Annotated in this window: 20 protein-coding genes; 11 read left to right on the forward strand and 9 right to left on the reverse strand. The window is 70.0% G+C overall.

Translation table 11 applies throughout. The features are described 5' to 3' along the window. Positions 1–678: 678 nt before the first annotated feature. The 8 genes from AC2XR2_RS28820 to AC2XR2_RS28855 all read left to right on the forward strand — a co-directional run bounded on the left by AC2XR2_RS28820 (position 679) and on the right by AC2XR2_RS28855 (position 8,206). Positions 679–1,452, forward strand: a complete 774-nt coding sequence (locus AC2XR2_RS28820; protein ID WP_381298496.1) for an isoprenyl transferase — start codon at positions 679–681, stop codon at positions 1,450–1,452. A gap of 326 nt (positions 1,453–1,778) precedes the next feature. Further along, positions 1,779–3,104: an RNA 5'-3' helicase PhoH2 gene (gene phoH2 / locus AC2XR2_RS28825; protein ID WP_381298498.1), complete on the forward strand. Its 1,326-nt coding sequence runs from the start codon at positions 1,779–1,781 to the stop codon at positions 3,102–3,104. A 398-nt stretch (positions 3,105–3,502) separates the two neighbouring features. After that, positions 3,503–4,186, forward strand: coding sequence for an aggregation-promoting factor C-terminal-like domain-containing protein (locus AC2XR2_RS28830; RefSeq protein WP_330264689.1), 684 nt, complete (start codon positions 3,503–3,505; stop codon positions 4,184–4,186). Positions 4,187–4,195: 9 nt separating this feature from the next. After that, entirely contained in the window at positions 4,196–4,852 is a 657-nt protein-coding gene (locus tag AC2XR2_RS28835; RefSeq protein WP_491516686.1) for an aggregation-promoting factor C-terminal-like domain-containing protein, read from the forward strand. 132 nt (positions 4,853–4,984) lie between these two features. Next, the gene (locus AC2XR2_RS28840; RefSeq protein WP_381298503.1) at positions 4,985–6,358 is read left to right on the forward strand and encodes an AI-2E family transporter; all 1,374 of its coding nucleotides are present in this window, start codon (positions 4,985–4,987) and stop codon (positions 6,356–6,358) included. Between the two features lie 155 nt (positions 6,359–6,513). Continuing rightward, entirely contained in the window at positions 6,514–7,332 is an 819-nt protein-coding gene (locus AC2XR2_RS28845; RefSeq protein ID WP_491516687.1) for a MarR family transcriptional regulator, read from the forward strand. 42 nt (positions 7,333–7,374) lie between these two features. Continuing rightward, positions 7,375–7,773 carry a roadblock/LC7 domain-containing protein gene (locus AC2XR2_RS28850; RefSeq protein ID WP_330264685.1) on the forward strand — a complete coding sequence of 133 codons (399 nt, stop codon included), beginning with the start codon at positions 7,375–7,377 and terminating at the stop codon, positions 7,771–7,773. 4 nt (positions 7,774–7,777) lie between these two features. After that, entirely contained in the window at positions 7,778–8,206 is a 429-nt protein-coding gene (locus AC2XR2_RS28855) for a hypothetical protein (RefSeq protein WP_037719954.1), read from the forward strand. Positions 8,207–8,228: 22 nt separating this feature from the next. Here the strand turns inward: AC2XR2_RS28855 and AC2XR2_RS28860 are convergent, their stop codons facing one another. From AC2XR2_RS28860 to AC2XR2_RS28880, 5 genes are all read right to left on the reverse strand, one after another. Further along, positions 8,229–10,583, reverse strand: coding sequence for an ABC transporter permease (locus AC2XR2_RS28860; RefSeq protein ID WP_491516688.1), 2,355 nt, complete (start codon positions 10,581–10,583; stop codon positions 8,229–8,231). Beyond that, on the reverse strand, positions 10,580–11,266 hold the full coding sequence (locus tag AC2XR2_RS28865; protein ID WP_020136838.1) for an ABC transporter ATP-binding protein: 687 nt from the start codon (positions 11,264–11,266) through the stop codon (positions 10,580–10,582). Before AC2XR2_RS28865 ends, AC2XR2_RS28860 begins: the two co-directional genes overlap by 4 nt. Further along, the gene (locus AC2XR2_RS28870) at positions 11,263–11,787 is read right to left on the reverse strand and encodes a PadR family transcriptional regulator (protein ID WP_123762826.1); all 525 of its coding nucleotides are present in this window, start codon (positions 11,785–11,787) and stop codon (positions 11,263–11,265) included. The genes AC2XR2_RS28865 and AC2XR2_RS28870 overlap by 4 nt, the downstream gene beginning before the upstream one ends. Before the next feature lie 117 nt (positions 11,788–11,904). Then, a complete protein-coding gene (locus AC2XR2_RS28875; RefSeq protein WP_381298510.1) occupies positions 11,905–12,150 on the reverse strand; it encodes a type II toxin-antitoxin system antitoxin in 246 nt (81 codons plus the stop codon). Further along, entirely contained in the window at positions 12,147–13,064 is a 918-nt protein-coding gene (locus tag AC2XR2_RS28880) for an SPFH domain-containing protein (RefSeq protein ID WP_381298512.1), read from the reverse strand. The genes AC2XR2_RS28875 and AC2XR2_RS28880 overlap by 4 nt, the downstream gene beginning before the upstream one ends. 238 nt (positions 13,065–13,302) lie before the next feature. Between AC2XR2_RS28880 and AC2XR2_RS28885 the strand changes: the two genes are divergently transcribed. Further along, the gene (locus AC2XR2_RS28885; protein WP_449351697.1) at positions 13,303–15,657 is read left to right on the forward strand and encodes a transglycosylase domain-containing protein; all 2,355 of its coding nucleotides are present in this window, start codon (positions 13,303–13,305) and stop codon (positions 15,655–15,657) included. A 90-nt stretch (positions 15,658–15,747) separates the two neighbouring features. Here the strand turns inward: AC2XR2_RS28885 and AC2XR2_RS28890 are convergent, their stop codons facing one another. The 4 genes from AC2XR2_RS28890 to AC2XR2_RS28905 form a co-directional block, all read right to left on the reverse strand. Further along, positions 15,748–17,868, reverse strand: a complete 2,121-nt coding sequence (locus AC2XR2_RS28890) for a SpoIIE family protein phosphatase (protein WP_491516689.1) — start codon at positions 17,866–17,868, stop codon at positions 15,748–15,750. 292 nt (positions 17,869–18,160) lie between these two features. Further along, positions 18,161–18,853 carry a cytidylyl-2-hydroxypropylphosphonate hydrolase gene (gene fomD, locus AC2XR2_RS28895; RefSeq protein ID WP_330264678.1) on the reverse strand — a complete coding sequence of 231 codons (693 nt, stop codon included), beginning with the start codon at positions 18,851–18,853 and terminating at the stop codon, positions 18,161–18,163. Between the two features lie 72 nt (positions 18,854–18,925). Beyond that, positions 18,926–20,317 (reverse strand): class II fumarate hydratase, encoded by a 1,392-nt coding sequence (locus AC2XR2_RS28900; protein ID WP_491516690.1) that lies wholly within the window; start codon positions 20,315–20,317, stop codon positions 18,926–18,928. A 145-nt stretch (positions 20,318–20,462) separates the two neighbouring features. After that, on the reverse strand, positions 20,463–22,130 hold the full coding sequence (locus AC2XR2_RS28905) for a fumarate hydratase (protein ID WP_491516691.1): 1,668 nt from the start codon (positions 22,128–22,130) through the stop codon (positions 20,463–20,465). Between the two features lie 166 nt (positions 22,131–22,296). Here AC2XR2_RS28905 and AC2XR2_RS28910 point away from each other — a divergent pair, with 166 nt between their 5' ends. Together AC2XR2_RS28910 and AC2XR2_RS28915 are read left to right on the forward strand one after the other, a co-directional pair. Continuing rightward, the gene (locus AC2XR2_RS28910) at positions 22,297–23,001 is read left to right on the forward strand and encodes a DUF1707 domain-containing protein (protein ID WP_491516692.1); all 705 of its coding nucleotides are present in this window, start codon (positions 22,297–22,299) and stop codon (positions 22,999–23,001) included. A gap of 174 nt (positions 23,002–23,175) precedes the next feature. Then, positions 23,176–23,550, forward strand: a complete 375-nt coding sequence (locus tag AC2XR2_RS28915; protein WP_123762835.1) for a WhiB family transcriptional regulator — start codon at positions 23,176–23,178, stop codon at positions 23,548–23,550. Positions 23,551–23,562 lie beyond the last annotated feature (12 nt).

The following is a 23,562-nucleotide window of genomic DNA, read 5'->3' on the forward strand; positions in this document are numbered from 1 at the left end:
ACTGCGGATGGCCGTAAAACGCCACAAAGGCGGCATCCCGCCCCGTTCCACCCCAGATTTCCATGGTCTTCACGGGGTTTCCACATTGTTATCCCAGGCGGCTCGCATCCACGCCACTTCTGACGTAAATTCAACACGAGGCAATTCGCGTCAGCAAAGCTGCGCGGTGGCACCGCGCAGAGGAGGGGGCTGCGCGGTGCCGCGCCCACTTCCCGACGTCAAAGACGGGCGTCGACGACGGGCGTCAAAGAAACGTTCCGACCCGGAGTCACCCACGCGGGCGATGCCGTACGTCCCCATGATTCCGCCGTGATTCAGCCACGAAACCCCCATGAACTGGGCTTCGACCGGCCACCGCGCCGTCGCCGCGCGACTCCGGAGAGTAGTTGTGGCACGCCGATGCACGCAGCATCACTTACGAAGGGTTATGGTGGAAACCCCCCCTCGGGCCGGTCCGTCTCCCCCCCACGGACCGGCCCGTTTTTTCATGTGTGGAGCAGGGGTGCTTCCCGGGGATGGGGGCACCCCATCCACTCAGGGGCGCGGGGAACTGCGCGAACGGCCGGCGGCGACCCGCACTCGCCAACCAGGCGCAGCCACCCCCTCATTAGGCGCCCCCCAACCCCCGGTACCCTTCAGTCCGCGGGGACCGCATCCGCACGGAGGGGCGACAATCACGTGAACCTGCGCGACAAGCTGCGCGGCCTGCTCGTCAGGCTCTACGCACGCCGGGTGGAGGGCCACCTGGACCACGCCCAGGTGCCCAAGCACATCGGTGTCATCGTGGACGGCAGCCGCCGCTGGGCGAAGGCCGCCGGTTCCAGCCCCGTCGACGGCCACCGCGCCGGTGCCGAGAAGATCGAGGAGTTCCTCGGCTGGTGCACCGAGACGGACGTCGAGGTCGTCACCCTCTGGCTGCTGTCGACGGACAACTTCAGCCGCCCGCCGGAGGAACTCGGCCCCCTGCTCGGCATCATCGAGGACGTCGTGCGCACCCTCGCCGCCGACGGCCGCTGGCGCGTCCACCACGTCGGCACCCCCGACCTGCTGCCCGCCCCGATGCAGACGGCGCTGAAGGAGGCGGAGGAGTCCACCGCCCACGTCGACGGAATACTCGTCAACGTCGCCATCGGCTACGGCGGCCGCCAGGAGATCGCCGACGCCGTACGGGCGATGCTGCTGGACGCGCACGACAAGGGCACCTCGATGGAGGAGCTCGCCGAGGCCGTCGACACCGACATGATCGGCCGCCACCTCTACACCGGCGACCAGCCCGACCCCGACCTGGTGATCCGGACCAGCGGCGAGCAGCGGTTGTCCGGATTCATGCTCTGGCAGACCGCGCACTCCGAGTACTACTTCTGCGAGGTCTTCTGGCCGGCCTTCCGCAAGGTCGACTTCCTGCGCGCCCTGCGCGACTACGCGGCCCGCCACCGGCGCTACGGCGGCTGACACAGCCGCTTCACAGAAAGCGGCCGTATACCCCGTTCGGGACGGAAGTAACAAGGAGTTCACCAGCGCGCCGTCATATGCACTGGCATGGCACCGCATGTTCGAGGGCATAAGCCAAGCAGGTCGATGCCCGAACCACGGGTGTCGGATCTCAGCGGGCGGCACGGGGCCGTCCGCCCGGGAGGCCCTTTGCACCAGCCTTACCGTGCGGTTACGGCACGGAAGAAGCAGTGGAGGGCCGGTTCCCGGCCCGTGCAAACGGGCCGTCGACCGGTCCAGCTCCACTCCGTCGCTCCCCGACCTCATCCGAGGGGGTACGTCCTTCCGTGGTGACCAGCACAAAGCGCCGTATGCCTGACCGGCGCACCTATGTTCTCGACACCAGCGTCCTGCTGGCCGACCCGAACGCCCTGAGCCGCTTCGACGAGCACGAGGTCGTGCTCCCGATCGTCGTGGTCACGGAGCTGGAGGCAAAGCGGCACCATCCCGAACTCGGCTACTTCGCCCGGCAGGCCCTGCGCCTGCTCGACGAGTTCCGGGTGCGGTACGGCCGTCTCGACGCCCCCATCCCGATCGGGGAGCTGGGCGGGACCGTCCGTGTCGAGCTCAATCACTCGGACCCCAGCGTGCTGCCCAGCGGCTACCGCCTGGGGGACAACGACTCCCGCATCCTCGCGGTCGCCCGCAATCTGCAGGCCGAGGGGTTCGACGTCACCGTCGTGTCGAAGGACCTCCCGCTCAGGATCAAGGCGTCCTCCGTCGGCCTTCTCGCCGAGGAGTACCGCGCCGAGCTCGCCATCACGGACTCCTCCGGCTGGACCGGGATGTCCGAGGTGACCCTGCCCGGCGAGCAGGTGGACATCCTCTTCGAGGAAGGCCACGTCTACGTCCCCGAGGTCTCCGACCTCCCCGTGCACACGGGCCTGACCATCCACTCCGAGCGCGGCAAGGCGCTCGGCAGGGTCTCGCCCGACGGCAACATCCGTCTGGTGCGCGGCGACCGGGAGGCGTTCGGCATCAAGGGCCGCAGCGCGGAGCAGCGCATCGCGCTGGACATCCTGCTCGACCCGGACATCGGGATCGTGTCCATGGGCGGCCGGGCCGGCACCGGCAAGTCGGCGCTCGCGCTGTGCGCGGGCCTGGAGGCGGTCCTGGAGCGCCGTCAGCACCAGAAGGTCATGGTCTTCCGTCCGCTGTACGCGGTCGGCGGGCAGGAACTCGGCTATCTGCCGGGCTCCGAGTCCGAGAAGATGAGCCCCTGGGCGCAGGCGGTCTTCGACACGCTGTCCGCGGTCACCAGCCGCGAGGTCATCGAGGAGGTCACCGCGCGCGGCATGCTCGAGGTCCTGCCGCTCACCCACATCCGCGGCCGCTCGCTCCACGACGCGTTCGTGATCGTGGACGAGGCGCAGTCCCTGGAGCGGAACGTCCTGCTGACCGTTCTGTCCCGAATCGGCGCCAATTCACGGGTCGTTCTGACCCATGACGTGGCACAGCGGGACAATCTCCGCGTCGGTCGCTACGACGGTGTCGTCGCCGTGGTGGAGAAGCTGAAGGGGCACCCGCTCTTCGCGCATGTGACCCTGACGAGGTCCGAGAGGTCCCAGATCGCGGCCCTTGTGACCGAAATGCTGGAGGACGGCCAAATCTGAGGTAGTACCCGCCCGTTGGCGCCGTCCGGAAAGGCCAAGAGCCTAGCCGGGCGGCGCCTTCGCGTGTCGAGGTTTCTCGAAATCCCTGGGGTCAAACGGGATGTGAGCTTTCACACGCAACTCAGAATTGCCACCCGGCGTCCGGTTACGGCAGAGTCTCGGTTCTGTCAGGCCCCGCATACGGCACACCTGTACCCCCAGCGGTACGGCACCACAGCAGCACCACCAACTCCATAGTCGAAGCCGTATGCCGCCCGCGCACCATGCGGCGCTCCCCGCAAGGGAGTTGCCCACCGGGCCCGTGCCTCCCGTGACCCCGTTAGTTGGGAGGCCAGTGTCCAGGGGCACGATTGCGTCCGCCAGGGTCACCGAAGCGGGCGATGCTGGAAGGAAACCGTGTGAGCCCGATTTCGGTCCGGGGATTCGCAGTGGCCTCCGCCACCGCGGTCACCGCTGTAGGAAGCGTTGTCGGAGTCGCCTCCGGCAGTGTCGCGCAGCCGAACGACGCCGAGGCGACGGCAGCCGACACGACGCTCCTGGCGGACATCCCCGCGGGTGAGCAGGCTCAGGTGCAGACCGCGTCCCTCACGCAGCAGGCCGACTACCAGGCCATCGCCGCGGACGCGAGCGCCAAGAAGATCGCGGAGGAGTCGGCCCGCAAGGCCGCCGCCAAGTCCGCGATCGAGAAGAAGGAAGCCGCCGAGCAGGCGGCCAAGGAAGCCAAGGAGCGCGCCGAGGCCAAGGAGAAGGCCAGCCGCAGCGCCTCCAGCTTCCCGGTGCAGAGCTCGTACACCGTCGCGCAGATCCAGTCGATGGCTGCCTCGATGGTGCCGAGCGGGCAGTTCCAGTGCTTCAGCAACATCGTGGACCACGAGTCCAGCTGGAACTACCGGGCCGTCAACGCCTCCTCCGGCGCCTACGGTCTCTTCCAGGCTCTGCCGGGCTCCAAGATGTCGTCGGTCGGTGCCGACTGGCAGACCAATCCGGCCACCCAGATCAAGTGGGGCCTCAACTACATGGACAGCCGGTACGGCAGCCCCTGCGAGGCCTGGTCGTTCTGGCAGGCCAACCACTGGTACTAGGCCCCAGCCGTGAGCCGTAACTCCGCGCGTGGCTTCGCCGTGGTCTCGGCCACGGCGGTCACCACTGTCGGTGCCGTCATGGGCGTCGCCCAGGCCGGCACCGCACAGTCCACCGACGACGCCCAGGCGTCCGCCGGTGACGCGACCCTCCTCGCGGACATACCCGCCGGCGAACAGGCCCAGGTGCGGGCGGCCCCGCTGGCCCAGCAGGCCGAGACACAGGCCGTCGCCGCGGACGCCGTCGCCAGGAAGTCGGCGGAGGAAGCGGCCCGCGAGCAGGCGGCGAAGGACGCGCGGGCCAAGCGCGAGGCCGCCGAGGAGAAGGCGAAGAAGGAGCGGGAAGCCAAGGGCATCTTCCCCCAGCAGTCCTCGTACACCGTCGCCGAGGTCCAGGCCATGGCCCGCCAGATCGTGCCCAGCGGGCAGTTCCAGTGCTTCAGCAACATCGTGAACCACGAGTCCACCTGGAACTACCTGGCGGTCAATCCGTCCTCCGGCGCCTACGGCCTCGTCCAGGCCCTGCCCGGCAACAAGATGGCCTCCGCCGGCGCCGACTGGCAGACCAACCCGGCCACCCAGATCAAGTGGGGCCTCACCTACATGAACAGCCGGTACGGCAGCCCCTGCGGCGCCTGGTCGTACTGGCAGGCCCACGGCAACTACTGATCACGGACCGCCCCGGCCGCTCAACCCCGCGCAGCCCCTCCCCGTCCTAGGGGGAGGGGCTTTTGCCCTGTACGGTCGGACCGGACGACTCCAGGGGGAGTGGTGGGGAGAGACGGGGGAAGAGGACGGATCATGTCGCGAGTGCCAGGGTGGATCGGTCGGCTCGGTGCCCGGCTGACCGATGTGGGAGAGCGGTTGGACGAGCGCCGCGCCGAGGTCGAGCGCGAGGAGGCCGAGGCCGACCCGGCCCCGCGCCCCCGGCGCAAGCCCAGCAAGCCCGTGAGCGCCGCGTCCCGCGAGCCTGTCGTGCTGGTCCCGCGCCCCGATCCGGCACAGGCCGTGCCGTGGGGCGTCCGGGTCGCCGCCGAGGCCGGCTGGCGGCTCCTGGTCCTCGCGGGCACCGTGTGGGTGCTGATGCGGATCATCAGCTCCGTCCAGCTCGTCGTCTTCGCCTTCGTCGTCGCCCTGCTCATCACCGCGCTGCTCCAGCCGACGGTGGCCCGCCTCATGCGGCACGGCGTCCCGCGCGGCCCCGCCACCGCTCTCACCGCGATCCTCGGCTTCGTCATCATCGGTCTGCTGGGCTGGTTCGTGACCTGGCAGGTCATGGAGAACATCGACGACCTCTCCGACCAGATCCAGAACGGCATCGACGATCTGCGCAACTGGCTGCTGAAGAGCCCCTTCCACGTCACCGACAAGCAGATCAACCAGATCGCCAAGAACCTGCGGGAGGCGGTCGGCGCCAACACCGACCAGATCACCTCGGCGGGTCTGGAAGGTGTCCAGGTCGTCGTGGAGGCGCTCACCGGCATCCTGCTGACCTTCTTCTCCACCCTCTTCCTGCTCTACGACGGCCGCCGCATCTGGGGATGGACGCTGAAGCTGGTCCCCGCGGCCGCCCGTCCCGCCGTGGCCGGCGCCGGCCCGCGCGCCTGGCGCACCCTGACCGCCTACGTCCGCGGCACCGTCCTGGTGGCCCTCATCGACGCCGTCTTCATCGGTATCGGCATCTACTTCCTCAAGGTGCCCATGGCCGTCCCGCTGGCCGTGTTCATCTTCCTGTTCTCCTTCATCCCGCTGGTCGGCGCGGTCGCCTCCGGCGCGCTGGCGGTGCTCGTCGCACTGGTCACCCAGGGCGTGTTCACCGCGGTGATGACGCTCGTGGTGGTCCTCGCCGTCCAGCAGATCGAGGGGCACATCCTCCAGCCGTTCATCCTCGGACGCGCGGTCCGCGTCCACCCCCTCGCGGTCGTCCTCACGGTGGCGACGGGCGGCATGGTGGCCGGCATCGGCGGCGCGGTGGTGGCCGTACCGCTGGTGGCGGTGACGAACACGGTGGTGAGCTATCTCAAGTCGTACGCCGAGGAACAGTCGTCCGGACCGCCCGGGGACGAGGACGAGCACGAGCACGAGGAACAGGACGAGACGGCCGTGGAGGACGACCGGGCGCCGGCGGAACCGTCCCCGGGGCCCGAAAAACCTCCCTCGGATTCGGTCAAATGAGCGCCGAACGCGCTGATCTGAACAGCCAGCCGAACTCAACTTCCGTCAACTAACGGCAGCTGGGAAACCCACACCCGGAATATGCGCCCGGACTGATACACATTCCCTCCTCAGCGCTACGCGTCAGGCGTATGTGCGAGGCGGCGGGGGGTGTGATGTCGGGCCACGAACACCTGGCACAGGCCCTGGCCGAGTGCGGCCGTGACAGTTTCACCGGGGAGCTGCGGGTCCGTGGCACACCCGGCGGCACCTTCCACTTCGGGGACGGCCGGGTGGTCGCCGTGGAGTCCCCCGGCGCCCCCGGCCCCGAGGCCCTGCTGCTGCGCTCCGGGCGGGTCAGCGGCGAGCAGTGGGCCGAGCTGGTGCGGGAGTCGGGCGGCTCGCGCTGGCCGGCGACCGCGCTCATCGCGCACGGCTACGCGGGTGCCGCGCAGCTCAGGGTGGTGTGCGCGCTCGCCCTGCGCGACGCCGCCTTCGCGATGGCTGCGGGCCGGGTGGAGAGCTGCGAACGCGTCATCTCCACCGAGCTGTTCGCGCAGGTCCCGCTGGGTGAGCCACCCCTGCGGCTGCTCCAGGACGCGACCCGCAGGCTCACCGCACTGGCCGCGCTGCCGTACCCCGTGCACCCCGACCGGGAACGGCCCGTGGCCTCGGGCACCGACCAGGGATCCACCGCGCTGCGGCGCGAACTGCTCAGCCACGCCGACGGCCGCCGCACGGCCCGCGATCTCGCCTTCCGGGTCGGCCGCGGGGTCTACACCGTCACCGTCGAGGTCGCCCGCATGCTCGACGAGGGGCTCATGGTGTGCGCCCCGCCGCCCGCCCCGGTCCCGGTCCGCGCGCTGCCCGACGGCCACGCGCTCCGGCCCCGCAAACCCCCGCAGGGGGAGCAGCCCCCGCCTCCCGCGTACGGCGATCTGCCCCGCCGTAAACCAGGCAGCTTTTTCCGTCTCCGGAATGGAACACCGAAATGAAACAGCCGATCAGATGTGAACGAATTCAGGGGAGTTGAGTACATGGATCACCAAGCCCTGGCGCTCGAAATGCGCGGACTGCGCGAACAGGTCACCGGAATCACCGACACCGCGGTCGCCGCCGCGGACGGCCTGCTCATCGCCGCGGACACGGCCAACTCGATCGACCCGGAGGGTCTCGCCGCGCTCGCCGCGGCCGGCCTCGGCCTCGCCCGGCGCACCGCCGAGGCGTCCGCCCGCGGCACGCTGCGCCGGACGGTGACCTACGGCAGCCACGGCTGTGCCGCGTTCTACGCCGTCGGCGACACCGCCCTGATGGTCGTGCTCGGTGACGAGGGGATGGATGTGGAGCACCTGCACCGGGCGACCCAGCCGACCCTGAACCGGATCGGCTCGATCCTCACCGACAAGGCGACCGAGAAAGCATCAGAAGGAGTCTGAAGGGATGGCGACGAAGCGCATGGCCACAGGTTTCTCCGACCAGGTGATGGGCCTGGTCAAGTCCCTACGTACCGACGCTCCCGACTGCGTCGCCTCCGGCGTGGTCGACATGTCCACCGGCATGCTGCTCTCGTACGAGACGGTCGAGAACCACCCCCCGGAGGTGCTGGACCTCCTGGCGGGGGCGACTCTCGACCTGTTCCAGGGCCGTACCGTCGTGATGATCGAGGACGTCTTCAAGGAGCGTCGCGGGATCAGCAGCGACAACCACTTCTTCCAGGAGATCCTGGTCAACAGCGAGAACCTCACGCACCTGTTCGTGCGGCTGGTCGAACAGCAGGACGTCGTGGCCGTCGTGGTGTGCCGCAAGTCGGTCAACGTCGGCATGCTGTTCGCCCAGGTCCGGCGGGTGGTGAAGGAGTACAGCCTCTGAACGGACGGCCGGCTGTGGGCGGTTACTCCGTCCGCAGCCCGTCCGGGCGCATCAGCCTGAGCAGCGGCGGCAGGCTCAGCAGCGTCACCACGAGGACGACACCGGCGCCCACGCCGGTCATCGAGAGCACGCTCGACCAGTCCACCCGCACCGGGGTGTCGGTCATCCGCAGCAGGACCACGCCCAGCGTCAGCCCCACCGCCGAGGCCAGCAGCAGACCCAGCCCGACCGGGATCGCCGTCTGCCACAGCACCGACAGGCTCAGGGTGCGCCGCCTGGTACCGAAGGCGACCAGCGCCGACAGCAGCTTCTTGCGCTCCCGCAGCTGCTCCAGCTGGGAGACCAGCAGGCTCGCCCCGATCAGCGCGAGGACACAGACCGCGCCCACGAACAGGCCGGTACGGATGGAGGAGTAGCGGTCGTTGCTCTCGGTGGACACCCAGGTCATGGGCTCCTCGTACGGGTTGATCCGGGCGGCCGTGTTGCGGACGTAGTCGCGCGCGTCCGGCAGCGAGTCGTCCACCCGCACATAGATCTCTCCGCGCACGGCCTTCGCCGCCTGCGCCGGGAAGGCGCCCGGGGTGACCAGGATGCCGCCGCGCCGGTAGCCCGTCGGGTCGTCGATGGACTCCGCCTGCTTGACGACCTTCGGGACCGTCCAGGTGACCGAGGTGGGCTTCTCCGGGTCCGCGGAGGTGTCGAACCAGAGCTTCACGCCGGGCCGGATCGCGGCGGTCGACTCGTCGTCGGCGTTCTGCCGCACGGAGGCGCTGTCGCCGGGCTTCGGCGTGACGCGGGAGGCGAAGACGTCGCCGTCGCGGCAGGAGGGCAGCTTGGCCACCTCACGCAGGGACGTGCAGTCGGCGACGGTCACCCGGGCCCAGTTCGCGTTGTCGCCCGGCCCGTCGTTGACGAAGCCCTCGTCGAACGCGTACACCTGCCGGACGCCCTTGGTCTCGGCCAGTTCCTTCGCGGTCGCCGCGAGTGCCTTCCCCTTCGGGACGGTCACCTGCATCTGCGCCCGCGAGATGTCGTAGCCGGTGTCCTTGGTGTAGTCGCTCTCGGTGGCCGCGAACAGCATCTGGAGCGCGATCGCGCCGGCCACGGCCACCGCGATGCCGTTGACCATCCGGGCCGCCGTGCCGCTGCTCAACTGGAGCCTTCGCACGGCCAGTTGCCAGGACACCGCGCCCGCGCCCAGCCGGGCCACGACCGCCTCGACGATCCACGGCAGCAGGGCGGTCACACCGACCAGCAGCAGGATGACACCGCCGCTGACGAGGTACTGGTTGAAGTCGCCGCCGTCCCGGCCCTGTCCGACCATCGGGTACAGCATCCCGAGCCCGGCCAGCGGCAGCAGCAGCCGCCACCACAGCCGGCGTCGCGCGGGCTTCGCCGTACGCACCACGCCGAGCGGCTCGATCACCACGCCCCGCAGGGCGAGCAGCGTCACCAGGACGGCCGCCGCCGGCACCGCGACCGCGACCAGCAGGGCCAGCAGCAGGGAGGGGTTGAGATAGCTCGGGAACACGCTCTGCCCGAACAGCTCGACGGAGCCCGCCACTTCACGGCCGATCAGGAAGAACACCGTGCCGAGGACCAGTCCGAGCACCGCGCCCGCCAGCGCCTCGCCGGCGGCTATGCGCCGGGTCGAGCGGCCGTCGGCGCCCACCAGACGCAGGGCCGCGAGCCGTCGGTCGCGCCGCTCGCCGCCGAAGCGGACGGCCGCGGTGATGAACACGGCGACCGGCATCAGCAGCACCACGAAGACGACCAGGACCAGCAGCACCAACACCGGGTCGGAGTCCGACTCGGTCGGGTTCGGGTTGCCGTACTTGTCGATCCGGGTGACCCCGACGCCGTTGACCACGAGCCCCTCCGCCCCGCGGTAGAAGGCGAGTTCGTGGGAGCCGATCAGCCCGCTCTCGGCGATCGTCCCGGAGATCCTGTTCGGCAGCCGCTCCCGCAGCAGCTTGCCGTCCTCGGACTCCAGCAGTTTCTTCAGCGCGGGGGAGACGACCATCTCGCCGACCGCGGGGAACTTCGCGACGCCGGGCGGCAGGGGCGCCTTGGGCCCCTCGGGCTCCAGGTCCCGGCCGCGGATGTCGGTGGTCCGGAAGGTGGTCGACGCGTTCCCCGACAGCAGGGTGTCGTCGGCCCTCTTGATCTCCGGCCCGAAGTTGGTGTCCGCGCGGGCGTCACCCCGCTCGTGCCGGACCGCCAGCGCGTTCGGCAGCGCGGTGGTCAGCAGCAGCAACGCCACCCCGAGTCCGACGCCGACCGCGGTCAGCAGCGCCCGGACCCACCCCTCGCGTCCGCCCGCGAAGGCGAACCGGACCCCCATGGCGAGGTCTCGCCACCACTGCCCGAGTTTCATACGACCCGCTCCATGTCCCGGGACTTCCCGTCCCGTACGACGATCTCGCGGTCGGAGTAGGCGGCGACCCGTGCCTCGTGCGTGACGAGGACGACGGCCGCGTTGGTGGACCGGGCCGCCTCGGTGAGCAGCTCCATGACCCGCTCGCCGTTGAGGGAGTCGAGGGCACCGGTCGGCTCGTCCGCGAACAGCACGCGCGGGTTGGTCACCAGGGACCGGGCCACGGCCACCCGCTGCCCCTGGCCGCCGGACACCTCACCGGGACGCTTCTTGCGGAGGTCGTCGACCTCCAGGCGCTCCATCCAGCCGAGCGCGGCCTTCTCGGCCTCCTTGCGGGAGGTGCCGTTCAGCCGCAGCGGCAGCGCCACGTTCTCGACGCAGGTCAGCTCGGGCACCAGCTGACCGAACTGGAAGACGAACCCGAACTCGGAGCGCCGGAGGGCGCTGCGCTCGGCGTCGTTCATGGTGGCCATCTCGCGGCCGTTGTAGAGGATCGAGCCCGAGTCGGGCGTGACGATCCCGGCCAGACAGTGCAGCAGGGTCGACTTGCCGGACCCGGAGGGGCCCATGACGGCGACGACCTCGCCGGGGTGGATGGAGAACTCGGCGCCGTCGAGCGCGACGGTGGGGCCGTACGCCTTGTGCAGCGCGTCGGCGACGAGCAGGGAACCGGCCGGGGTCACTTGACCACCACCTCCGCGAGCTTCTCGAGACGCGCGGCGGTCAGCTCCAGCCAGCGCAGGTCGGCTTCCAGGTGGAACAGGGCGTGGTCGCAGATCAGCTGGTCCGCGAGGTCGCCCCGGCGCTTGCGGTCCGTGAGGATGCGCATCATCCGCAGGTGCTCGGCACGCTGGGTGTCGAGGATGTCTCCCGCGTCCCGGTGCGTGAGCAGCGCGAGGACGACCTTGGTGTACAGCGTGGACTGGAGGTACGGCTCGGGCTTCTCGGGCGTCGCGAGCCACCGCTGTACGTCGGTGATCCCGGCGTCCGTGATGGCGTACCGCTTGCGCTCGGGGCCGCCGCCGGGCTCGATCCCGTCGACTTCGACGAGCCCGTTCTTCAGCAGGCGGGACATCGTCGAGTAGACCTGGCCGTAGTGCAGCGGCCGGTCGTGACCGAACTTCTCGTCGAAGGCCCGCTTGAGGTCGTAGCCGTGGCGGGGGCCCGACTCCAGGAGCCCTAGAAGGGTGTGACCGATGGACATGGGGAGGACTGTACATGCGGTGTATACCCCGCATGTATACGCGCAGTGTGTAGGTGGGTGTCAGGCGGTGAGCAGCCGCAGGTGGGGGCCGATTGTCACGGTTCTGCTACGCGCGCCCTAGGGCTCGCGGGGGTCCTTGGGCGGCCGTCCCCGGCGCGGCAGCGGTCCGGTGTCGCCGGGCAGCCGGCCGGCGTCCTTCAGGGCCCGGCGCAGCAGGAACTCGATCTGCGCGTTGGCCGACCGCAGCTCGTCCCCGGCCCACCGCGCCAGTGCCTCGTACACGAGCGGGTCCAGCCTCAGCAGCACCTGCTTGCGCTGCTGAGGCCGCCGCTCGGGGGAGTCCCCCGCGGAAGGTGCCGTCACTGGTAGAGCGTCCCGGTGTTGAGGACCGGCTGCGGGGCCCGGTCGCCGCACAGCACCACCATCAGGTTGGACACCATCGCCGCCTTGCGCTCCTCGTCCAGCTCGACGATGTCCCGCTCGGTGATCCGGGCCAGCGCCTCCTCGACCATGCCGACCGCGCCCTCCACGATCTGGCGCCGGGCCGCGACGACCGCCCCGGCCTGCTGCCGCTGGAGCATCGCCGAGGCGATCTCGGGCGCGTAGGCGAGGTGCGTGAAGCGGGACTCGATGATCTGGACGCCGGCCGTCTCCACACGCGCGTGCAGCTCGCCGGCGAGCTTCTGGGTGATCTCGTCGGCGTTGCCGCGCAGCGAGAGCCCGTCCTCGTCATGGGCGTCGTAGGGGTACTCGATCGCGATGTGCCGTACGGCCGTCTCGGTCTGGGTGGCGACGAACTTCACGAAGTTGTCCACCTCGAAGGTGGCCTGCGCGGTGTCCTCGACCTTCCAGACCACGACCGCGGCGAGCTCGATCGGGTTGCCGTAGGCGTCGTTGACCTTGAGGACGGCGGTCTCGTGGTTGCGGACCCGGGTGGAGACCTTCGTGCGGGAGGTGAAGGGGTTCACCCAGCGCAGGCCGTCCTTGCGGATCGTGCCCTTGTAGCGGCCGAAGAGCTGGACGACCCGCGCCTCGCCCGGCGCGACCGTGTTCAGGCCGCGCAGCGAGATGATCGCGGCGACCAGCACGAGGGCGCCGGCGATCGGGAAGGCCGGGCCCTCCCCGCTGAGCGCGAGCAGATAGACGGCGAGCAGCAGTCCGAGCAGGCCCAGCAGCAGCGCGAGCGCGCCGCCGATGCTGTGCGCGGGGACCTCCCGTACCCGCGGGGCGGGCATGTCGGGTGCGTCGGCGATGGGTTCGGTGTCGTGTGCGGACATGAGGATCCCCCGTTTCGTGTGACTAGCTCTCTTCTAGCTAAGTGATATCACTTTACCCCCTCGCGGCAACCTTGAAGCCCTCCCGGAGGTCTGGTTCCGAGGAGGCGGGTGCTGATTCTCACGCCCCCCTGAGACCGGATCGAAGGTCCTGTGTCATATAGACCGGTGTTAGCTTTCTGAGCTGACCTGAGCCACGAACCTGTGTGGCCGCCGATGAGGAAGCGGAGCGAGTCGACCCATGGGACGAGCGGAAGAGAGAAGAGCACGTCAGCGCGGTGGCCACCGCGCGGCGCCGCCCACGCGCTCGTCCGGGACGCCGAGCGAGGGCGTCGCGACCGGCGGCAGGGCCGCGGCGCGCAAGGCCGCCGCCCGCGGTAAGAAGGGCGCCAAGAAGGGTAAGAGCGGCATACGCCGGCTCTTCACCTGGAAGAAGATCCTCGGCACCTTCTTCGCCGTCTGTCTGCTCGGCATCGGCGCCTTCGTCGTGATGTACATGATGATCGACGTGCCCAAGGGCAACGCGAAGGCCCAGGAACAGAGCAACATCTACAAGTACAGCAACGGCTCGGTCATGGCCCGCGAGGGCGACACCAACCGCGAGATCGTGGACCTCTCCGAGGTGCCCAAGCCGGTCCAGCGCACCTTCGTGGCGGCGGAGAACAAGACCTTCTACACGGACGCGGGAGTCGACCTCAAGGGCATCGCCCGCGGTCTCTTCAACACCCTCTCCGGCAAGGGCAAGCAGGGTGGCTCCACGATCACCCAGCAGTACGTCAAGAACTACTACCTCGACCAGGACCAGACCGTCACGCGCAAGCTGAAGGAACTGGTCATCTCGCTGAAGGTGGACCGCGAGACGCCCAAGGACGACATCCTCGCGGGCTACATCAACACCAGCTACTACGGCCGCGGCGCCTACGGCATCCAGGCCGCCGCCCAGGACTACTACCGCGTCGACGCCAAGAAGCTCAACGTGGCGCAGGGCGCGTATCTCGCCGCGCTGCTCCAGGCCCCGAGCCAGTACGACTGGGCGGTCGCCACCCCCACCGGCAAGAAGCTGGTGCAGGAGCGCTGGAACTACGTCCTGAACAACATGGTCGGGCAGGGCTGGCTGAGCCAGAGCGAGCGGGACAAGATGACGTTCCCGGTGCCCAAGGAGCCCAAGGCCGCCCCCGGTCTGGAGGGCCAGAAGGGCTACTTCGTCAAGCTCGCCAAGCAGCAGCTCGAGAAGCAGATGATGGCCAAGGAGGGCATCACCCAGGACGAGGCGGAGGCCCGGGTCGAGAACGCCGGGTGGACCTTCACCCTGAACATCGACAAGAAGAAGCAGGCCCAGCTGGAGAAGGCGGTCAAGACCCAGCTGACCAGCAAGCTGGACCCGAAGAAGCGGACGGTCGACAAGAACGTCCAGGCCGGCGCGGCCTCGGTGGACCCCAAGACGGGGAAGATCGTCGCCCTGTACGGCGGCACGGACTACACCAAGCACTTCTACAGCAACGCCAACCGCACCGACTACCAGCCCGCCTCGACCTTCAAGCCGGTCATCCTCGCCGCCGCGCTGGAGAACAACTCCGAGACGCAGAGCGGCAAGCCGATCGGCGCCGACACGATCTACGACGGCACCAGCAAGCGCCAGGTCGTGGACAGCAACGGGGACAAGGTCGGCTTCGCCCCCGAGAACGAGGACGACCAGGACTACGGCAAGCAGGTCACCGTCCAGACGGCGATGAACAAGTCCATCAACTCCGTCTTCGCGCAGATGGGCGTCGACGTCGGCATGGACAAGGTGCTGGCGACGGCCACCAAGCTCGGCATGGACACCGGCAAGCTCAAGCCGCTGCCCGCCTACACCCTGGGCACCATGGGGGCGAGCCCGATCCAGATGGCCGGCGTCTACGCCACCCTCGACAACCACGGCAAGCAGGTCACGCCGACCATCATCAAGTCGGCCGAGCAGGGCGGCACCGAGTACCGGATGCCCGACCCGATCGGCGAGCAGGTGATCAGCAGGGAGGCCGCCGACACCGTGACCTCGGTGCTGACCGGCGTGGTCGACGACGGTACGGCCAAGGTGTCCGTGGCGGAGAACCCGGCCCGCGACGGCCGCAAGGTGGCCGGCAAGACGGGTACCTCCGACGACAACAAGTCGGCCTGGTTCACCGGCTTCACCCCGGACCTGGTGACCTCGGTCGGGCTGTTCGGCGAGGACTACAAGACCGGCGGCCAGAGCAAGATGTACAACACCGCCGGCCTGCCCCGGGTCAACGGTGGTGGCTTCCCGGCGCAGATCTGGGCGGCGTACACCTTCGGCGTCGCGGGCAAGAACACCAAGTTCGACCTGGAAACCGACCAGGGTGCCGCGGTCCAGCCCTCCTGGACGCCGAGCCCGTCGGTGACTCCGTCCGACACCCCGTCGTCGACCCCGACCACGGAGAAGCCGTCGCAGACCCCGTCGCAGACGCCGACGACGACCCCGCCGACGACTCCGCAGAACACCCCGACGACGAGTCCACCGGTGTCGGTCCCGCCGTCGACGCCGCAGAACACCCCGACCACACCTGAGAACCCGTTCGACCCGAACGGCGATCAGTAGCGACCGAAAAGGAGGGGGCGCCCGGCCTGTGCCGGGCGCCCCCTCTCGTCGTTCCCGGGGTCAGCCCCGGTCGAGCTCGAACCCCAGGGGCTAGCCCCGGTTGAGCTCGAACCAGACCACCTTGCCGGTGCTCAGCCGCGTGGCACCCCACCGCCGGGCCAGGCGGTTCACCAGGTAGAGCCCCCGGCCGCCCTCGTCCGTCGCCCGGGCCTGCCGCAGCCGGGGCAGCTGCGGCACGTCGTCGCCGACCTCGCACCGCAGCACATCGGTCCGCAGCAGCCGGAGCGTCACCGGACGGGTCGCGTACCGCACGGCGTTGGTGACGACCTCGCTCACCAACAGCTCGACGGAGTCGGTGAGATCCTCCATGCCCCAACGGGACAGCGCCCGCCGCGCGAGCCGCCGGGCCCGCCCCGGCGCCGCGTCCTCCGGCTCCAGGAACCAGTACGCCACATCGCTCGGCGCGATCCCGTCGAAGCGGGCCGCGAGCAGCGCGATGTCGTCGTCCCGGTCACCGGGACCGAGCATGTCGAGCACCTCGTCGCACAGGGCTTCCAGCGGCGGCGGATGATCCGGCCCGGTCAGCTGCGCGGTCGCGGCGAGCTTCTCCCGCAGCTGCTCTATCCCGGTCCACACGTCCCGCAGCCGGGACTCCACGAGCCCGTCGGTGTACAGCAGGAGGGTCGCCCCCGCGGGAGCGTCCAGCTCCACGGCCTCGAAGTCGACGCCCCCGACACCGATCGGCGCGCCCGGCGGCACCCGGAGCACCTCCGCGCGGCCGCCCAGATGCAGCAGCACCGGCGGCGGATGCCCGGCGTTGGCGATGGTGATCCGGTGCGAGACCGGGTCGTAGACGGCGTAGAGGCAGGTCGCCATACGGTCCGTGCCCAGCCGCTGGGCCTGTTCGTCGAGGTGGTGCAGCACCTCCTGGGGCGGCAGGTCGAGCCCGGCGAGGGTCTGCGCGGTCGTGCGCAGCTGGCCCATGATCGCCGCGGAGGTCATGGAGTGCCCCATGACGTCACCCACCACCAGCGCGACCCGGCTGCCCGGCAGCGGGATCGCGTCGTACCAGTCGCCGCCCACCCGGGCCGTCTCGGCGGCGGGCAGATAGCGCGAGGCCAGCCGCACACCGGTCGGCCGGGGCAGGGTCTCCGGGAGCATCGTGCGCTGCAACTCGTCGGCGATGTACGCCTCACGGCCGTACAGCACCGCCTTGTCGATGCCCAGCGCGCTGTGCGTGGCGAGCTGGGCGGCGACCAGGAGGTCGTCCGGGTCGAAGGGGATGCGGTCCGGGCGGCGCAGGAACAGCGCGGCGCCGATGACCCGGCGCCGGCCGCGCAGCGGGGCGAGAATCGCGCGGCGGCCCGACGGCACGGCGAACTCGACACCCTCGCCGAGCAGTTCCGGCAGCGCGGCATGGGCGGCGGGAGTGTCCGTGAAGACCGGGCGCACCCCGCGCAGCACCTCGGCGAGCGCGCTGCCGGGCTGCACCTCGCACAGTTCGGTGCCGAGCGCGTCCAGTTCGGACGGGTTCTCCGGCACCGGCACCGGCAGGATGCCGTCCTCCAGGTCCCGCTCCTGCTGCGGGATCCGGTCGCTGCGCCGCAGCCGGAGCACCAGGGGCCCGGTGGGCCGCTCGTCGCCCACCGGCAGCGGGTCGCGCAGATAGACCAGGATCGCGTCCGAGAAGGTCGGCACGGTCGCCCGGCACAGCCCCATGACGATCTCGTCCAGGTCGATGCCCCGGGCGATCCGGCGGGTGGCCGCGCCCACGAAGCGCAGCCGGTCGCCGTCCCGGCGCATCGGAGTGGGCCGGCCCGGGGGCAGACCCTGTCCGGTACGGCGTTCGTCGCCGCCCTGCGACCGGTCGTCCTCGCCGCCCGGCTGGACCGGGACCGCCTCGGAGACGGGCCGCGGGCGGTGCGGGTCCTGCTCGGCGGCGGTCGGCTGGGAGTGCTCGGGGCCGGTACCGGCCGGGTTCATGCCCATGTCCTTGTGGTTGCCGGTGGTGCCGGTCTTGCTGTTGCTGCTCTGGAGGACGGGGGCCGGGTCCGGGGTGGGGTCACCGGAGCGGGCCTGGACAGGTAAAGCGGCCGGGGGCTCGACGCCCGGGGCGGGAGCGGGCAGCGGGGAACGCAGCAGCGCCCCGCCGGGGTCCGTCGGGTCGACGCCCGGCTGGGGGCGTTCGAAGGAGGTCGGGTGCTCCGTCACGCGTGTCGAATCCGTCCGTCCGGGGCTGCGCGCCGTACGCGCAGTGGGTCCCGCCGAAATCCCGATACCCGGAATGCGTGTCCCAGGAACGGAATTTCCGCGTGGTCAGGGGCAGTTCCCGCCGTGGCGGCGAACCGTCGGCCCGTACCGGTGTTGCCCTCGTACCCCACGCTCACGTCCTGCCGCCCCTCGGTGACGATCGGTCAAGCCCAGTGCCCGCTCCGGTAGTTGCCGCTGCGCACTCTTGCGGAGGACGATCCTACGTTTGCAGCCCGGGGGCGCATCAAGGGTCTCATGAGGACAAGTGCGCGGGCGTACGGTCCCAGTCTTCCGGAAGGAGCGGCACAGTCCAGGACGGATCGGGCCGCCAGTCGGGCCAGCCGTCCGAGAACGGCGGGCCCCAGGCGCGGATCACCTCCACCGCGGAGCGGCCCGCGGCCCGGACCTGTTCGGCCAGGTCGGGGCCCATCAGGCCGTCCTGCTGGGCCTGCGCGAACTCGTCCTCGTCCCGCCACTGCCAACTGCGGTCGGGATCCACGGTGATGTCCAGGAAGTGGTCCTCGGAGTCCACGCCCCCGGCCCAACGGACCAGCGGCTCCTCGAGGTTCACGTACCAGTTCTTGAACCGCCAGCCCGGCTCCCAGAACAGCCACACCGACCACGGCAGACCGGGCCGGGCCAGCTTCAGCACCCCGGTGCCGAACCAGCGGTCCCGCTGCACGGTCCGCGGCTTGGTGTAACGGGACTCCAGCGGCTCGGCGTGCACCGAGGTGCCGTCGGCCAGCACCGGCTTCACACACTCGGTGCCCGGTGCCAGCCACACGGCGAGCAGTTCCGCGTCGTCGCGTACGACGGTGACGGGGCGGGCGATGTGGAACTGGGCGCCCGCGTTCTCCCGGTAGCGCCACAGGATCTGACTCCCGGGCTCCCAGAAGTGCGCCGACGTACCCGCTTCCACTGCTCTCACCGCTCCACCGTCTGCCATGACCAGATATTAGGTGCCATAGGCATACGACGCTGCGGTACGCGTCACGGTTCACGCCGGGGCCGGGAAAGGTTACGGCCGTGTCATCCGCAGGACATCCAGCGCCTCGTCGAGCTGCTCGGCGGTCAGGTCGCCGCGCTCCACGTACCCGCCCTCCAGCACGGCCTCGCGGATCGTCTTCTGCTCGGCGAGGGCCTTCTTGGCGACCTTCGCGGCCTCCTCGTACCCGATGTACTTGTTGAGCGGGGTGACCACGGAGGGCGAGGACTCGGCGTACTCCCGGGCCCGTTCGCGGTGGGCCACGATGCCGTCGACGGTCCGGTCGGCGAGCAGCCGGGAGACGTTGGCGAGCAGCCGGACCGACTCCAGGACGTTCTTCGCGATGACCGGAAGCATGACGTTGAGCTCGAAGTTGCCGGCCGCGCCGGCGGTCGCGACGGTCGCGTCGTTGCCGATCACCTGGGCGGCGACCATGAGCACGGCCTCCGGGATCACCGGGTTGACCTTGCCGGGCATGATCGAGGAGCCGGGCTGGAGGTCGGGCAGCGAGATCTCCGCGAGGCCCGTCCTGGGCCCGGAGGACATCCAGCGCAGATCGTTGGCGATCTTCGTCAGTCCGACCGCGATGGTCCTGAGCTGCCCGCTGGTCTCGACGATCCCGTCCCGCGCGCCCTGCGCCTCGAAGTGGTCGCGGGCCTCGGTGAGGGGCAGCCCCGTGGTGCGGGCGACCTCCTCGATGACGGCGGCGGAGAACCCGGGCGGGGTGTTGATGCCGGTGCCGACGGCGGTACCGCCCAGCGGCAGTTCGGCGAGCCGGGGGAGGGAGGCGGTGAGGCGCTCGACGCCGTACCTGATCTGGGCGGCGTACCCGCCGAACTCCTGACCGAGCGTCACCGGGGTGGCGTCCATCAGATGGGTCCGCCCCGACTTCACGACGTCGGCGAACTCCTCGGACTTGCGGCCGAGGGCGTCGGCGAGGTGCTGGAGGGCGGGGATCAGGTCCCGGGTGACGGCGGCGGTGGCGGCGATGTGGATGGAGGACGGGAAGACGTCGTTGGACGACTGGGAGGCGTTGACGTGGTCGTTGGGGTGCACGCCCCGGCCGGCGCCGAGCCGTTCGGTCGCCAGGGTCGCGATGACCTCGTTGGTGTTCATGTTCGACGAGGTGCCGGAGCCGGTCTGGAAGACGTCGATCGGGAAGTGCTCGTCCCACTTCCCCTCGGCGACCTCCTCGGCCGCCTCCTGGATGGCCTCCGCGATGTCCTTGTCGAGCACCCCCAGCCGCGCGTTCACCTTCGCGGCCGCCCCCTTGATCCGCGCGAGCGCCTCGATGTGCGCCCGCTCGATCCGCTGCCCGGAGATCGGGAAGTTCTCCACGGCCCGCTGCGTCTGGGCCCGCCACTTGGCGTCCACGGGGACCTGGATCTCGCCCATGGAGTCGTGCTCGATGCGGTATTCGCTCATACCCGGTACAGCGATCGGGGCGGGCGGGATGTTCCGGGCCGTGGGCCGCTCGGGTGTCCTTGGGAGGTGAGCCGGGTCTCACCCCGGGGACGGGACGGGTAGCGGCGGAGGGGGCGATATTCCGTCCTCCGCCGCACTCGGGGTACTACGCCAGCCCAGGTCCCCGCACGGGGATCGTCGTGAACGTCGGTGCGGGCGCGGGATCTTGGAAGAAGTCGTTGCCCTTGTCGTCGACGACGATGAAGGCGGGGAAGTCCTCGACCTCGATCTTCCAGACCGCCTCCATGCCGAGCTCCTCGTATTCGACGACCTCGACCTTCTTGATGCAGTCCTGGGCGAGACGGGCCGCCGGGCCGCCGATGGAGCCGAGGTAGAAGCCGCCGTGCGTGTCGCAGGCCTTGGTGACCTGGGCGGACCGGTTGCCCTTCGCCAGCATCACCTTGGAGCCGCCCGCCGCCTGGAACTGCTCGACGTAGGAGTCCATGCGGCCGGCCGTGGTCGGACCGAAGGAACCGGACGCGTAGCCCTCGGGGGTCTTGGCCGGGCCCGCGTAGTACACCGGGTGGTCCTTGAGGTACTGCGGCATCTCCTCGCCCGCGTCAAGGCGTTCCTTGATCTTGGCGTGCGCGATGTCACGGGCCACGACCAGCGGACCGGTCAGCGAAAGCCGCGTCTTCACCGGGTACTTGGTGAGCTCCGCGAGGATCGTCTCCATCGGCTGGTTCAGGTCGATCTTCACCACGTCGGACGACTCGTCCAGGTGCTCGTCCGTCGTCTCCGGCAGGAACCGCGCCGGGTCCGTCTCCAGCTGCTCCAGGAACACACCCTCCGCGGTGATCTTCGCGACGGCCTGGCGGTCGGCCGAGCAGGACACGGCGATGGCGACCGGGCAGGACGCGCCGTGCCGGGGCAGCCGTACGACCCGCACGTCGTGGCAGAAGTACTTGCCGCCGAACTGCGCGCCGATCCCGATCTTCTGCGTCAGCTCGAAGACCTTCTCCTCCAGCTCCTTGTCCCGGAACCCGTGCCCGAGCTCCGAGCCCTCGGCCGGGATCTCGTCCAGGTAGTGCGCGGAGGCGTACTTGGCCGTCTTCAGCGCGTACTCGGCACTCGTACCGCCGACGACGATCGCCAGGTGGTACGGCGGACAGGCGGCCGTACCGAGCGAACGGATCTTCTCCTCCAGGAACTTCATCATGGAGGCCTCGTTCAGGACGGCCTTCGTCTCCTGGTAGAGGAACGACTTGTTGGCCGAGCCGCCGCCCTTCGCCATGAACAGGAACTTGTACGCGCCGCCGTCGGTGGCGTACAGCTCGATCTGCGCGGGGAGGTTGGAGCCGGTGTTCTTCTCGTCCCACATGGTCAGCGGGGCCATCTGCGAGTAGCGCAGGTTGAGGTTCAGGTACGCGTCGTAGATGCCCTTCGACAGCGCCGCCTCGTCACCGCCCTCGGTCAGCACGTTCTGCCCGCGCTTGCCCATGACGATCGCCGTACCGGTGTCCTGGCACATCGGGAGCACGCCCGCCGCCGCGATGTTCGCGTTCTTCAGCAGGTCCAGCGCCACGAACTTGTCGTTGCTGGACGCCTCGGGGTCGTCGATGATCCGCCGCAGCTGGGCGAGGTGAGCCGGCCGCAGATAGTGCTGGATGTCGTGGATGGCCTCCTCGGCGAGCTTGCGCAGCGCCTCCGGCTCCACCTTGAGGAACGTCCGCCCGTCGGCCTCGAAGGTGGAGACACCCTCGGAGGTCACCAGCCGGTAGGGGGTGGTGTCCTCTCCCATGGGGAGCAGATCGGTGTACGCGAACTCAGGCATCTCAGCCCATTCCTCACTCGAAAGACAGCGGCCGGCCTCCGTTGGCAGGCGCCACCAGCCTAGAACCTGTCCCAGCACGGGAGCTTGTGAGGTAAGGCTCAGTTGCTTGGCCAAGACTTGCCCACAGGCCTAGTCGCGATCTATCGCGTTTCGGTACGCTGCTGCCGTGGACCTTCAGAAGAAGACCGGACCCCAGGTCGCCGGGCCCGCGGAGCTGCGCGCCTCGGACGCCGACCGCGACCGCATCGCCGACATCCTGCGCGAGGCCCTCGGCGAGGGCCGCCTCACCGCGGACGAGCACGCCGAGCGGGTCGAGGGGGTGCTGAGCGCCAAGACGGTCGGTGAGCTGGAGGTCTTCATCCGGGACCTGCCCGCCGCCCATGAGCGCCGGACCGTCCCGGCCTGGACCCCGGCCGCCAACCGCCCGACCGACGCGATCCCCCACGACCCGGACGACAACGTGGTGGCCGTCTTCAGCGCCGCCGTCCGCAAGGGTCGCTGGCGCGCAGGGCGCCGTATCCACGCCTACGCGATCTTCGGCACCGTCGAGATAGACCTGAGCGAGGCGATCTTCGAGTACCGCCAGGTAGTCATCAAGGCGTTCTCGGTCTTCGGCAACGTCGAGATCCGTGTCCCGGAGAACGTCTCGCTGCGCGGCACCGGCGGCGGTGTCCTCGGCAACTTCGAGGTGGACACCCTGGATTCGGCCGAGCCCGACGCCCCGGTGGTCTATGTCGACGGCTGGGCGATCCTCGGCAACATCGAGGGGCGGCCCAAGCGCGGCAAGCTGGTCGCGGACATCCTCGACCGGGCGCAGCGTGCGGTCGACCGCAAGGTCGACAGGAGTTTGCGCAAACACCTGGATCGTTGACGGTTGTGAATCGGGGCGTGCCCGAAGCCGGCGCCTCCGCCCCCGGGCGGCGCCCCGAAGCGCACGCGACGGCCCGGGATCCAGCGGTTCGGGACTCAGTGCATAGGCGCGCGCACAGCGGGTAGGGCTTGCTGCATCGTCTCTCGCTCGCGAAGCCGTCGTCAGGAGTAGACCGTGCTGCAACCGCCGCATTCGTCCCTGCAGGTAGCTGCCGTGCCGGCCCAGCGGGGGCCAGTGCGGGACAGGGACCAAGACGCTCCATGGCACACCGAGGCGGTGTGCCGGCGCGACGAGGCCGGCCTGTTCTTCGCCCCGTCCAAGGAACCCACCGCCGCCCGGCTGTCCCGCGAGGAGGCCGCGAAGCGCGTCTGCGCCCGCTGTCCGGTCATGGTCGAATGCCGCGAACACGCCCTCCTGCAACCCGAGCCCTACGGCGTCTGGGGCGGCCTGACCGCGGCGGAACGCCGAGTCGTCCTGGCCCGCCGCAGGCGCCGCGACCTGGAACTGACCAAGGCGGCCCGGGCGGCCCGCATAGCCCAGGCGGGCTGACGGCCGCACCAC

The organism is Streptomyces sp. LS-MS-L19 (assembly GCF_058382285.1).

What these genes read in the sequence shown, in the direction of transcription:
- AC2XR2_RS28840 (WP_381298503.1), top strand. Translation starts at nt 4,985, where the DNA reads ATGTCGCGAGTGCCAGGGTGGATCGGTCGGCTCGGTGCCCGGCTGACC.
- AC2XR2_RS28845 (WP_491516687.1), top strand. Translation starts at nt 6,514, where the DNA reads ATGTCGGGCCACGAACACCTGGCACAGGCCCTGGCCGAGTGCGGCCGT.
- AC2XR2_RS28850 (WP_330264685.1), top strand. Translation starts at nt 7,375, where the DNA reads ATGGATCACCAAGCCCTGGCGCTCGAAATGCGCGGACTGCGCGAACAG.
- AC2XR2_RS28855 (WP_037719954.1), top strand. Translation starts at nt 7,778, where the DNA reads ATGGCGACGAAGCGCATGGCCACAGGTTTCTCCGACCAGGTGATGGGC.
- AC2XR2_RS28860 (WP_491516688.1), bottom strand. Translation starts at nt 10,583, where the DNA reads ATGAAACTCGGGCAGTGGTGGCGAGACCTCGCCATGGGGGTCCGGTTC.
- AC2XR2_RS28870 (WP_123762826.1), bottom strand. Translation starts at nt 11,787, where the DNA reads ATGTCCATCGGTCACACCCTTCTAGGGCTCCTGGAGTCGGGCCCCCGC.
- AC2XR2_RS28880 (WP_381298512.1), bottom strand. Translation starts at nt 13,064, where the DNA reads ATGTCCGCACACGACACCGAACCCATCGCCGACGCACCCGACATGCCC.
- AC2XR2_RS28885 (WP_449351697.1), top strand. Translation starts at nt 13,303, where the DNA reads ATGGGACGAGCGGAAGAGAGAAGAGCACGTCAGCGCGGTGGCCACCGC.
- fomD (WP_330264678.1), bottom strand. Translation starts at nt 18,853, where the DNA reads ATGGCAGACGGTGGAGCGGTGAGAGCAGTGGAAGCGGGTACGTCGGCG.
- AC2XR2_RS28900 (WP_491516690.1), bottom strand. Translation starts at nt 20,317, where the DNA reads ATGAGCGAATACCGCATCGAGCACGACTCCATGGGCGAGATCCAGGTC.
- AC2XR2_RS28905 (WP_491516691.1), bottom strand. Translation starts at nt 22,130, where the DNA reads ATGCCTGAGTTCGCGTACACCGATCTGCTCCCCATGGGAGAGGACACC.